Origin of the sequence: uncultured Methylophaga sp. (assembly GCF_947259025.1) — a bacterium.
GTDB lineage: Bacteria > Pseudomonadota > Gammaproteobacteria > Nitrosococcales > Methylophagaceae > Methylophaga.
The window spans coordinates 433,832-446,085 of sequence record NZ_CAMYKO010000004.1 but is presented as its reverse complement, the minus strand read 5'-3'; the positions used below and the strand labels follow the sequence as shown (position 1 = coordinate 446,085).

The window sequence follows — 12,254 nt, the reverse complement described above, 5'->3', positions numbered from 1 at the left end:
TGATCCTATTGAGAATGGAGCCAGTTCATGGCCTTGTCGAGCTTGCCCGACAGGACATCCGGCAGAATGTTTAACATGTTGTCGATAGCCGTTTCGATCTGCTGACGATCGGTCGGCGACGGTTTGCTGAGTACGTAATCCGACACCAGCTTGCTATGGCCGGGGTGACCAATACCGAGGCGACAACGCAGAAATTCTTTACTCCCGCCCTGGGCAATAATATCCCGCAGACCGTTATGGCCGCCATGACCACCATTGCGCTTTAACCTGACCACACCGGGTTCCAGATCCAGCTCATCGTGGATAACTAAGATATTTTGCGGGGGGATTTTGAAAAAATTCGCCAGCGGTGCGACAGACTGTCCGCTGCGATTCATGAAGGTCAGGGGTTTGAGCAGATAGAGTTTGTGCTCACCCAGAGTGCATTGAGCCAACTCGCCGTGATATTTTTTCTGCACCGTTAAAGTGGTGCCGAGATCACGGGCGAGCTGGTCCAATAGCCAGAACCCGACATTATGCCGGGTTCCGTCATATTGGGAGCCGGGGTTGCCCAGTCCGGCGATAATCCAGCTAGCCATTCAGCTCCCCCAGACAGCAGAAGTTACTCTTCAGTCGCTTCGTCGTCGCCGTTTTCTTCTTCGGCAGACGCGTCAGTCGCTTCTGTGTCTTCCTCGTCTTCTTCGACTTCCTGTACACGTGGCATATGGATGCTGGCGACAGCCTGGTCGTAGGCAGAACGTTCGCCTTCTTCCAGTTCTTCTTCCTGGTGGTGAGTCAGCGCAGTCAGGCTCACGCCTTTCGGCAGCGTCAGTTCAGACAGGTGAATACTGTCATCCATTTCCAGATTGGAAATGTCTGCTTCGATGTATTCAGGCAGGTCTTTTGGCAGACAGGCGATTTCCACCTCGTTCATCATGTGCGTGACCTGGCCACCTTCTTTAACGCCCGGCGCGACATCTTCACCAATAAAGTGAACCGGCACAGTCATGGTCATTTCATGGCCAGCGTGAACACGCAGGAAGTCAGCGTGCAGGATTTTGTTGTCGTTGGCAGGATGACGTTGCAAGTCTTTCAGAACCACCTGGTCTTTTTTACCATCCACAACCAGAGTCAGGATGTGAGCGTAGAACGCTTCTTCGTCCAGGTGACGCAGGAACTGGTTGTGATCCAGGGAAACTGAAACCGGATCTTTTTCCGCACCATAAACAACTGCCGGGAATTTGCCCGCATGACGAAGGCGGCGGCTCGCACCTTTCCCCTCATCAGTACGTGCTTCGGCATGTACTTCAAACAAGTTTTCCATGATTTTCTCCAAAAAAATATGAACTATTGTTCATCAAAAAACCGCCCAACGGCGGTACTCGCCTCCCCCGCGACCAGGTTCGGCACTCAATAACCGGCGAGCCGGCTAATCCATATACAAGGAGCTGACTGACTCCTCGTTACTAATTCTGTACATCGCTTCAGCCAGCATTTCAGCGATACTGAGCACGCGAATTTTGTCACAATCAGCCGCATTGGGCTGCAGTGGAATCGTGTCTGTCACGACCACTTCATCCAACACCGACTTGGAAATATTGTCGATGGCCGGACCGGATAAAACCGGGTGGGTGGAATAGGCCACGACCTTCTTCGCACCGTGTTCTTTGAGGGCGGCGGCTGCAGCACACAAAGTGCCGGCGGTATCCACCATATCGTCAATCAACACGCAGACGCGGTTATTAACGTCACCGATGATATTCATCACCTTGGCTTCATTGGCCCGTGGACGGCGTTTATCGATGATCGCCAGTTCCACATCCAGATGCTTGGCCAAAGCCCGGGCGCGAACTACGCCGCCTACATCAGGCGAAACCACCACCAAATCCTGGTATTTATGTTTCCAGATATCACCCAGCAGAACCGGTGAAGCGTAGACGTTATCAACAGGGCAATCAAAAAAGCCCTGGATCTGATCGGCATGCAGGTCGACCGTCAACACACGGTCAGCACCGACACCGGTCAACATGTTGGCCACCACTTTCGCGGTAATCGCCACTCGCGCCGAACGGGGACGGCGGTCCTGACGTGAATAACCAAAGTAAGGCACGACCAGGGTGATGCGCTTGGCCGAGGCGCGACGAATCGCGTCGGTCATCACCATCAACTCCATCAGATTATCATTGGTCGGCATGCAGGTCGGCTGCACGATAAAGACGTCCTTGCCGCGGACGTTATCGAGAATTTCGACCATGATTTCGCCGTCGCTGAATTTTTCGACGGTGGCTTTACCAATGGAGATGCTGAGGAAGTTAGCAATATTCTGCGCCAGCTTACGGTTCGCATTGCCGGTAAAAACCATCATGCGACTGTCGGCTGTGCGTTGCTGTAACTGGAGAAGTCGGTTTTGTGTCACGGTAGTGGCGCCGAGTTTCTGTCTAAAAAGAAAAAAGAGTGGCTGGGGTACCAGGATTCGAACCTGGGAATGCTGGGATCAAAACCCAGTGCCTTACCGCTTGGCGATACCCCAACTGTAAAAACTCATTCTATCATCATGCAGTCGCATCCGACTCATTAAGAGACGAAGCTAATGCCGTGAGTGGCGACCGGTTACAGCCTTTGGCCACAAACCCCTGCCAGTTGGAAGGCAGGTTTTCCACTACGTGCTGCGCTTGCTGCTGCGTTTCAAAACCAGCGAATATACAAGCACCAGTTCCGGTCATCCTTGGTGGCGCGTATTGTGCCAACCAATTCAGCGCATTTGCAACTGCCGGGTAGCGTTGTTTTACTACCGCTTCGCAGACGTTTCTGCCTTCCCCTGAAAGGAAGCGCGATATTGTGATGGGTTCGCAGTCGCGTGTCAATTCCGTCGATGAAAATATTTCTGCGGTGGACACTTCACAATCCGGCTTAATCACGGCAAACCATGATTCTGTGGGGTTTATCGGCGCCAGCCTTTCCCCCACGCCTTCTGCCCAGGCAGCATAGCCGGCAATAAAAATCGGCACATCTGCGCCTAATTGCAGACCAAGTTGCGCTAAATCCTCATTACTGACCGCCGTTTGCCACAGATAGTTCAAAGCGACCAAGACCGTGGCTGCATTGGAGCTGCCACCACCCAGACCGCCGCCCATCGGCAAACGTTTCTCAAGCTGAATCACAGCCCCCTGCTGACAACCGGTGTGACTTTGCAGCAAACGGGCGGCACGAATGATTAAGTTATCTTCATCGGCGACACCGGCCAGCGATGCGCTCAAGCGGATATCGCCGCTATCATTGACTTCAAACTGCAGCTCATCGCCATAGTCGAGAAACTGAAACGCCGTTTGCAAATCGTGGTAATCGTCGGCGCGGCGGCCGGTAATATGCAAAAACAGATTTAACTTGGCCGGGGCCGGCCAACTGATCAAGGCCGACTCCAGTCTGAGACAATGAGTTTGACATTGAGCCGGGCGTGTTTCATAAACACCTTGGCTGGCATGGAATAGCTTTCAAACGGCATATAGCGCAGAAACTCTATCTGCCAGCCAGCCTGCTCCAGTTTGGTCAGCCTTCCCTCTTGGTCCAGTTCCCGGCTGTCCACCGGAGCGCCGGAATACGGCACACCTCTGACCCAGTCACGGAGTGCGCTGACCGGCAGCAGCCAGCCCATCGCCTCGGCCAGCAGCTGTTCCGGGGTCGGTGCAGTCAGTGTCTCTCCATCGTTGAGAGTCAAAGTGACCTGCTGCTGATCACCATCAAGTGACACGCCGCCCTGTGAAAAAGGCCCTGACAGGCGAATCTGGTAATGCTGCCCTTGCTCCTGCCAGTTGATACCGGCATTCCAGCCTTCCTGACCCTGAACAATGGCGGTGCGTCCTTTAAACGCCCAGGCCTGCAATTCAGCCTGCTGAAGCTGACGCTGCTGCCACAGTTCATAGGGGCTCTGACTGGGCTGAGTCTGACGAATAGAGCTACAGCCAGTCATCATGATGATGACTGACAGACACAGCAATAATCTCATTGACCATACCTGCGCATAGTATCGAGCAGCAGACTGTTGTCAGCATCGTGCTCCAGGCCCTGCTGCCAGATTTGTTTGGCTTCCTGCTGCTTGCCGCGCTCCCACAGCACTTCCCCCAGGTGAGCAATAAACTCGGCATCGGGCTGCACCTCCAGCGCCTGGCGCAGATAGCGTTCGGCTTTTTCCAGGTCACCAAGCCGGTAATAAACCCAACCCAGACTATCGAGATAAAACGGGTCACCCGGTTGCAGTTCCAGCGCCCGGTTGATCATATCCAGCGCTTCCTGATGGCGATCAGTGCGGTCAGTCAGCGTATAGCCCAAAGCATTCAGCGCTTGGGCGTTATTTGGATCACGCTCCAGGATCCAGCGCAGATCTTTTTCCAGCACATCCAGCCTGTCAATTGACTCAGCAACCATCGCCCGGCTATAGCGTACCTGTTCACTTTGCGGATACTGCTTGATCGCCTTGGTCAGCAAGTCAAAGGCCGCCTGCTTTTTGCCTTCTTCCTGCAGCAAACTCGCTTCATATAAGGTGTATTGCAGGGCCTGTTCAGGTAACTCTTTGCGCAGTTCGCTCAGGTGCTGGCGTGCTTTTGTAAGCTCGCCGCGTTCAACCAGCAGGTTGATGTAATGTTCCTGAGCCAGCTCAAATCGGTTACTGCGCAGGGGGACGGAGGCAAACCACACCATCGCCGCATCCGTGTTGCCAAGTATTTCTTCGGCAACGCCCATAAAATAAGGCGCCTGATAACTGGGGTCGCCGACTTTCAGCAATTCACTGAAATAGGATTTGGCAAGCGCACCATCCTGTTCTTCCAATGCCAGCAATCCCAGTGCGAACAGAGCATCACGGTTTTCCGGGGCATCGGCCTGAATAGACTCGAAGATCTCACGCGCTTCGTCAGTGCGACCGTTTTCACCCAGCAACTTGCCATGGGTAAAGCGAAGATCCTGGCTGGCTTCTTCCCGGCTGGCTGCATCAGCAATTAATTCCAAGGCTTCATCCGAGCGTCCCAGACGCTGCAGCGTATCGGCCTTGAGCACCAGATATTCTTCATTGCCCGGTTCAGCATCGATCAGCGGTGCCAGTTCCTGCAAAGTTTCATCGTAACGCTTGAAGAAAAAAGCCATGCGGGCATAGGCAAACCTGGCGTCCGGGTCACCCTGCTGATAAGAGCTTAGTTTGCTGAGGCTTTGTAGAGCCTGATCCGGCTCGGCCACTTCTGCCATGTTTTCGGAAAAACGCTTGAGATAGGCTTCTTTCTTTTCCGGTTCCAGGCTCAGCGCTTTATCAACCGCTGCCACGGCTGCATCGTAATCGTCCTTCATCATCAGAAACGGTGCCTGCATGATGTAGACGTCAGCATCATCGGGATCGACTTCAACCCAGCGTTCCAGCGCGCGATTGATACGCTTTTGATCCCGTGACAGCGTAGCAACCTGAGCGCTACGACTCGCCAGATTGGGTGAATCAACCACTTCTGAGGCGCGGTGGTAAAGGTCTACTGCGGCACCCACCTGTCCACGCTGTCCGGCGACTTCGGCAGCCAGCACGTAATACATGAGTTCCGGCGTCAGTGGCAGGTAACTCTCCGGCTCTTTCGCTGTCTCAGTGTTGGTTTTAGTTTCACTGCTGACTGCAGGGCTGTCTTCAGAAGTCGAAGCATCGGCCAGCTTGGTTTGTTTGGCCGGGCTGGCAGCACAGGCCAACAGAAACAAGGGCAGAAACAGCAACCCGAGATGTTTGAAACGCCGATTGACGTCACCCATGAATGATTGCATTGGATCCATATTAAAACGACCTGCACGTTTGATTTTGATAGAATGGCGAATTGATTTGTCCTACAAAAACCATTGCAACAACGGCTGTAAAGTTTAACAGCATTTAATTACGACTTTTTCCCAATATGCATCTTGTCACTTACGGCATCAACCACAATACGGCTCCCGTGCATATCCGCGAGCTGTTTGCTTTTGATGCGAACACATTGCCCGACGCATTGTCGGCGCTACAGCAACAGGAGTCTGTGCTTGAAGTCGTCATTCTGTCGACTTGCAACCGCACAGAAATCTACTGTTGCCTCGATGATGATTCAGACAATGATATTGTGGCTTGGTTGCACCGGTTTCATCAGCTGGAAGAAGGCGCGATAACGCCCTATCTTTATCACTACCAGAATGGCGACGCAATCCGCCATTTGCTGAGAGTGGCTTGTGGCCTGGACTCGATGGTGTTGGGCGAGCCGCAGATTTTGGGACAACTTAAAGACGCTTACAGCCAGTCTTTGAATGCCAAAACGCTGGGCAAATCTCTGGGACGGCTGTTCCAGCATGCGTTTGCAGTGGCCAAACAGGTCCGTACCGACACTGCCATTGGCAATAGCCCGGTATCTGTTGCTTTTGCTGCCGTCAGCCTGGCAAAACAGATCTTCAGTGATTTGGCTCAATCCACCGCGTTATTAATTGGTGCCGGTGACACCATCGAACTGGCGGCCCGTCACTTGTTTGATAACGGCATCCAGCGCCTGATTATTGCCAACCGCACCGTTGAAAGAGCCCATAATCTGGCAGCCCAAGTGGATGGCTATGCGATCAGCCTCAGTGAGTTGCCGGCACACCTGGCCGAGGCCGATATTGTGATCAGTTCCACTGCCAGCCAGTTACCGATCTTGGGCAAGGGTGCGGTGGAGCGCGCGCTCAAACAGCGTAAACGCAAACCTATTTTTATGGTGGACATTGCCGTGCCACGTGATATTGAGGTCGAAGTCGACCAACTGGAGGATATTTACCTCTATTGCGTGGACGACCTCAGAGACATTATTGAAGAAAACCTGCAGTCCCGCCGCGATGCCGCGCTTCAGGCCGAAGAAATCATCGACAGCCAAGTCGGTCATTTTCTTGCCTGGCTGCGAGCCCAGGATGCCGTCCCTGTCATTCGGGCCATTCGCGATAATGCAGAAGAAGTAAGTAAGTCTTCACTTGAAAAAGCATTAAAACAACTGGAACAGGGCTTCACTCCTGAGCAGGCAATGACAGAACTGGCCCGTAGCCTGACCAACCGCCTTTTACACGAACCCAGCCGTCAATTACGCCAGTCCGGTTTCGAAGAAGACGACCAGCTGCTGGACTCAGCCCGCCGTCTGTTTAATATCAAGGATCAAAAGTGAAAGAGTCGATCAAATCAAAACTGGAATCTCTCGTCGATCGCCATGAAGAAATCGCTGGCCTGCTAGCCGATCCGGATACCATGGCCGATCAGAACAAGTTTCGCAGCTTATCCCAGGAGTACGCACAGTTAGAGCCTGTTGTCAGCAACTTCACTACATATCGCAACACATTGACAGCAATCGACGATGCCAGGCTGATGCTGGAAGAAGACGATGCTGAGATGCGGGAAATGGCCAGCGAAGAGCTCACCGTCGCAGAAAGCAAACTGGAAGATCTGGAACTGACGCTGCAAAAGCTGCTATTACCCAAAGATCCCAACGATCAGCGCAATATCTACCTGGAGATCCGCGCTGGCACCGGTGGCGATGAGGCGGCGATCTTCTCCGGTGATTTATTCAAAATGTATAACCGCTATGCTGAAAATCAGCGCTGGAAAGTCGAGGTTATCAGCGCTCAGGAAGGCGAGCATGGCGGTTACAAAGAAATCATCTGCCGAATTGTCGGTGAAGGCGCTTATTCGCGACTCAAGTTTGAATCCGGTGCCCACCGTGTGCAACGGGTACCGGAGACCGAATCCCAGGGTCGTATTCATACCTCAGCCTGTACCGTCGCGATCCTGCCAGAAGTCGACGAGATCGACGAAGTTGATATCAATCCCGCGGATATTCGCGTCGATACATTCCGTGCCTCAGGCGCCGGTGGTCAGCACGTGAATAAAACCGACTCGGCGATTCGCATTACCCATATCCCCACCGGTATCGTGGTGGAATGTCAGGAAGAACGCTCCCAGCATAAAAACCGCGCCAAGGCGATGGCAGTGCTGCAATCACGAATCATGGCCGAGCAGGTACAAAAACAGGAAGCAGAACAGGCTCAGACCCGTAAATCACTGGTGGGCAGTGGTGACCGCAGTGAACGCATCCGTACCTATAATTACCCTCAGGGCCGCATGACTGATCATCGCATCAACCTGACTTTGTACAAGCTGAACGAAATCGTCGAAGGTGACCTGGATCAGGTCGTCGAGCCGCTCATCAACGAATATCAGGCTGATCAACTGGCACTACTGGCCGGTGATTAACAGGTCATCCGCAGATGGTACAGATAAACGCTGATTAACTGATGAGATTTTAATGCTTGTTGCCTCTCGCTTAACGCCGATGGACAGGGGCATGAAGCAGTCGGTAATTCGCTGAGGGAATAATCTGTGGCTATCTGCGTCATCTGCGGATAAGCCTTTCCCCTCATCAGACCCATTCACGTGGCAGCAGAAAGTCGGTATACAACTTGGCTTCCGCTGAACCTGGCTCGGGCTGCCAGTTATAGCGCCACTTCACCAGTGGTGGCAACGACATCAGGATCGACTCGGTACGTCCCCCCGACTGCAGGCCAAATAAAGTGCCGCGGTCATACACCAGGTTGAATTCAACATAGCGACCACGCCGGTATAGCTGGAAGTCACGTTCCAGCTCACCAAACGGCGTGTCCTGGCGTCTCTGCACGATTGGCAGATAAGCCGGCAGGTAAGAGTTGCCCACTGCCTGCATAAAAGCAAAACAGCGTTCAAAGCCCCATTCATTCAAATCATCGAAGAACAGGCCGCCTACCCCCCGGCGCTCGTCGCGGTGTTTGAGGTAAAAATAGTCATCACACCAGGCTTTGAATCGCGGATAAACATCATCACCGAAGGGATCACAGGCCGCTTTGGCCGTCTGGTGCCAGTGAATCACATCATCTTCATCACCGTAATAGGGTGTCAGATCATAGCCGCCACCAAACCACCAGATTGGCGCTTCTCCGTCTTTTTCGGCGATAAAAAAACGGACATTGGCGTGCGAAGTGGGCACATAGGGATTACGCGGGTGTATCACCAGCGACACGCCCATCGCCCGAAAACTGCGGCCAGCCAGCTCCGGCCGGTTGGCTGTGGCTGACGGCGGCATATTGTCACCACTAACCTCAGAAAAGTTCACACCGCCCTGTTCAAACACCCGACCTTCATTCAACACCCGGGTGCGGCCACCGCCACCGGCTTCGCGACGCCACTGATCCAGTTCAAACTCAGCTTCCCCATCGATAGCTTCAAGCTCACTGCAGATATTGTCCTGCAGGCAGAGTAAATACTTACGTACTGCATCAATATCCGGCTGACTCATCGCAACACAGCTCCGCTTCTGGCATCTCGGATTTCACTGGGCCGGCTGGCCCCACCCAGCGCACCGGGCAAAACATATTCTATGCTGGGCAGTTGCCATCGCACCTGGTGCACATTTCTGGCAGGCCGGAGACCGGCAATATTCGCGCTGGTCGAGACTATCGGCCCGCCGAATGCTTCGCAGAGCTGACGGGTTAACGGATGGGCTGTCACCCTGACGGCAATGGTGTCGTGTTCACCAGTCAAAAAGGGCGAGACCTCGTCGCGCACTGGCAATAACCAAGTGACCGGTCCGGGCCAGCTTTGCTGTACCATTTTGAGGGTATCTGCCGGTAAAGGCTGGATAAAATCCTGTAACTGGTTGAAATCGGATGCGATCAGGATCAGACCTTTATGCCAGGGCCGCTGTTTGAGCATCAGCAATTCAATCAAGGCATCCTCATCCCAGGGATCACAGCCGACGCCATATACGGCTTCGGTCGGGTAGGCGATAAGTCCGCCGGCTTCCAGCGTTTTGAGGGCGCGTCGTAAACGCCAGTTTTGCGCTGTCATTGGATGTCCCTCTCAATAAAAAAACGGGTCATTATTGTCAAAGACATGAGCCGCAGACCCGGTCTGTAGCCTGCTTCCCATTCATAAAGCGAGTTTCACTGGCTTGGCGCTTGTTCAGAGCGCCTGCTCGCGGGCTACCGCCCGGTAAGCGATATCCGTTCTGTAGTAGGCATCATCCCAGCTGATTTCCGACAGGGAAATATAGGCTTTGGCCTTGGCATCAGCCACGCTGTCACCCAGCGCAGTAACACAAAGCACACGACCACCCGCTGTAACCACATCTTCGCCTTCGCATGCCGTGCCGGCATGGAAGACCTTGCTACCCAGGCTTTCTGCCTGCGTCAGGCCGGAGATCTTGTCGCCTTTGCGATAGGCATCCGGATAACCGCCTGCTGCCATGACCACACCAACTGCGGCACGCGGATCCCAGTCCACGGAGACATGATCAAGGCGGCCATCGAGGCCAGCCTGACAGAGTTCAAGCAGATCCGAACGCAGACGCATCAGGATTGGCTGCGTTTCAGGGTCACCAAAACGGCAGTTGTACTCGACCACCTTGGGCGCACCGTTTTCGTCAATCATCAGACCGGCATAGAGAAAGCCGACATAGGGCCTGCCGTCTGCCGCCATGCCTTTGACGGTAGGCACGATAACCTCATCCATAATGCGCTGATAGACGTCATCGGTGACGACCGGTGCCGGTGAATACGCGCCCATGCCACCGGTATTGGGGCCTTTGTCGCCATCATCGCGTGCTTTGTGATCCTGAGAAGTCGCCAATGGCAGAATATGTTCACCATCTACCATCACGATAAAACTGGCTTCTTCGCCGGTCATGAATTCTTCAACCACAACCCGATGACCGGCATCCCCAAACTTATTGCCTGCCAGCATATCTTCCACGGCCTCTATCGCCTGCAGTTCGGTCTGGGCAACAATAACGCCCTTACCGGCTGCGAGGCCATCAGCCTTAACTACGATCGGCGCGCCCTGCTCCTTAATATAAGCTTTAGCCGGCTCTACCTCGGTAAAGACCTTGTAAGCCGCGGTGGGAATCTGGTGGCGGGCCAGAAAGTCCTTGGTGAAACTCTTGGAGGCTTCCAGTTCAGCCGCTGCCTGATTGGGGCCGAAGCAGCGCAAACCGGCCGCTTCAAAGGCATCGACAACGCCCAACACCAGGGGTACTTCGGGGCCAACCACGGTCAGGTCAATCGCGTTATCTTTGGCAAAAGCCACCAGTCCGTCGATATCCTCGACTTTAATATCTACATTACTGATACCAGGTTCCAGCGCGGTACCGGGGTTGCCGGGTGCCACAAAAACCTGTGGTTGCTGGGAAGACTGACTGAGTTTCCAGGCCAGCGCATGCTCGCGCCCGCCACTGCCGATTACAAGAACTTTCATAGATTCGCCGAAAAATGTGCAGAAAAGGCGATAATAATACCTGATATCCGGCTTTCTATCATCAGGCGCAGGAGCCTGATTTATCTATCCGTTGCTGAGCCCTGAGATCCCTCGACTTCGCTCGGGATCACAGAGGGATTGTTACCCAATACGCCAGCCAATCCAGCCAATTGCAAAGCCATGGGCATTTAATTATCTTGAATGACAGGCATGACAGCGAAGAGGCTGGACTGAGCATGGAAGATCTGAAAACTTCAGAAGCCTGGCGCGTATTTCGTATCCAGGCTGAATTGATTGATGGCATAGAAACGCTGAATGAACTGGGGCCTGCAGTCTCCATATTTGGCAGCGCACGGCTGAACCTCGATTCTCCCTATTACGATGCTGCAAAAGCAGTGGCGACTGCGCTGTCTCAGGCCGGTTTATCTGTCATCACCGGCGGTGGGCCGGGCATTATGGGTGCGGCCAATGAGGGCGCCATCAACCAGGGCGGCCGCTCAGTCGGCCTCAATATTGAGCTGCCCCATGAACAAACGCCTAACCCCAACCAGGATACCAGCCTCAGTTTTCGCTATTTCTTCGTGCGTAAGCTGATGTTCGTTAAATACTCGATGGGCTATGTGGTGTTCCCCGGTGGTTTCGGCACCCTGGACGAGTTCTTTGAAGCCTTGACCTTGATTCAGACCCAGAAGATTCGCCATTTCCCGGTCATCCTTTATGGTTCAGCTTTCTGGCAGGGGCTGATTGACTGGCTCAAACAGGAAATGGTGGAGTTGGGCTGTATCGATGCAGAGGATATGTTTCTGTTCCGGATGGTTGATAATGTTGAGGAGGTGCCGCCTATTATTCAGGCCTATGTCGACAGCCTGTCAGCTCAATCAGAAACCGAGCAGCGCTCGCCCATTTGATCCAGGTCAAATCAGGCTCAAGTAAGCGCCTCCTGTTCATCCCGGCTGGTTATAATTGCTCAAAATTTGAGCAGGATCTGACC

12 protein-coding genes and 1 tRNA gene are annotated in these 12,254 nt (G+C 53.6%); 3 read left to right on the top strand and 10 right to left on the bottom strand.

Features of this window, described 5'->3' with window-relative positions; translation table 11 throughout:
• Window positions 1-5: 5 nt before the first annotated feature.
• The 7 genes from pth to Q0X64_RS05395 all read right to left on the bottom strand — a co-directional run bounded on the left by pth (window position 6) and on the right by Q0X64_RS05395 (window position 5,775).
• Entirely contained in the window at window positions 6-578 is a 573-nt protein-coding gene (pth, locus tag Q0X64_RS05425; RefSeq protein ID WP_297809588.1) for an aminoacyl-tRNA hydrolase, read from the bottom strand.
• 23 nt (window positions 579-601) lie between these two features.
• Window positions 602-1,303, bottom strand: a complete 702-nt coding sequence (locus Q0X64_RS05420; protein ID WP_297809586.1) for a 50S ribosomal protein L25/general stress protein Ctc — start codon at window positions 1,301-1,303, stop codon at window positions 602-604.
• 105 nt (window positions 1,304-1,408) lie between these two features.
• Window positions 1,409-2,344: a ribose-phosphate diphosphokinase gene (locus tag Q0X64_RS05415; protein ID WP_297809885.1), complete on the bottom strand. Its 936-nt coding sequence runs from the start codon at window positions 2,342-2,344 to the stop codon at window positions 1,409-1,411.
• 90 nt (window positions 2,345-2,434) lie between these two features.
• Window positions 2,435-2,509: transfer RNA gene (locus Q0X64_RS05410), tRNA-Gln, on the bottom strand.
• A gap of 22 nt (window positions 2,510-2,531) precedes the next feature.
• The gene (gene ispE / locus Q0X64_RS05405; RefSeq protein ID WP_297809584.1) at window positions 2,532-3,389 is read right to left on the bottom strand and encodes a 4-(cytidine 5'-diphospho)-2-C-methyl-D-erythritol kinase; all 858 of its coding nucleotides are present in this window, start codon (window positions 3,387-3,389) and stop codon (window positions 2,532-2,534) included.
• Entirely contained in the window at window positions 3,386-3,982 is a 597-nt protein-coding gene (gene lolB / locus Q0X64_RS05400) for a lipoprotein insertase outer membrane protein LolB (protein ID WP_297809582.1), read from the bottom strand. The genes ispE and lolB overlap by 4 nt, the downstream gene beginning before the upstream one ends.
• On the bottom strand, window positions 3,979-5,775 hold the full coding sequence (locus Q0X64_RS05395; protein WP_297809580.1) for a tetratricopeptide repeat protein: 1,797 nt from the start codon (window positions 5,773-5,775) through the stop codon (window positions 3,979-3,981). Before Q0X64_RS05395 ends, lolB begins: the two co-directional genes overlap by 4 nt.
• 116 nt (window positions 5,776-5,891) lie before the next feature.
• Here Q0X64_RS05395 and hemA point away from each other — a divergent pair, with 116 nt between their 5' ends.
• Complete coding sequence (gene hemA, locus Q0X64_RS05390) at window positions 5,892-7,151, top strand: glutamyl-tRNA reductase (RefSeq protein WP_297809579.1); 1,260 nt, start codon at window positions 5,892-5,894, stop codon at window positions 7,149-7,151.
• Window positions 7,148-8,233, top strand: coding sequence for a peptide chain release factor 1 (prfA, locus tag Q0X64_RS05385; protein WP_297809577.1), 1,086 nt, complete (start codon window positions 7,148-7,150; stop codon window positions 8,231-8,233). Before hemA ends, prfA begins: the two co-directional genes overlap by 4 nt.
• Before the next feature lie 166 nt (window positions 8,234-8,399).
• Here prfA and hemF read toward each other — a convergent pair whose 3' ends face one another.
• The 3 genes from hemF to purD all read right to left on the bottom strand — a co-directional run bounded on the left by hemF (window position 8,400) and on the right by purD (window position 11,263).
• Complete coding sequence (gene hemF, locus Q0X64_RS05380; RefSeq protein ID WP_297809575.1) at window positions 8,400-9,308, bottom strand: oxygen-dependent coproporphyrinogen oxidase; 909 nt, start codon at window positions 9,306-9,308, stop codon at window positions 8,400-8,402.
• Window positions 9,305-9,859, bottom strand: a complete 555-nt coding sequence (locus Q0X64_RS05375; protein ID WP_297809573.1) for an L-threonylcarbamoyladenylate synthase — start codon at window positions 9,857-9,859, stop codon at window positions 9,305-9,307. Before Q0X64_RS05375 ends, hemF begins: the two co-directional genes overlap by 4 nt.
• 114 nt (window positions 9,860-9,973) lie before the next feature.
• Window positions 9,974-11,263, bottom strand: a complete 1,290-nt coding sequence (gene purD, locus Q0X64_RS05370) for a phosphoribosylamine--glycine ligase (RefSeq protein ID WP_297809571.1) — start codon at window positions 11,261-11,263, stop codon at window positions 9,974-9,976.
• Between the two features lie 236 nt (window positions 11,264-11,499).
• On the opposite strand from purD, the gene Q0X64_RS05365 reads away from it, so the two are divergent.
• A complete protein-coding gene (locus Q0X64_RS05365) occupies window positions 11,500-12,171 on the top strand; it encodes a TIGR00730 family Rossman fold protein (protein ID WP_297809569.1) in 672 nt (223 codons plus the stop codon).
• Window positions 12,172-12,254 lie beyond the last annotated feature (83 nt).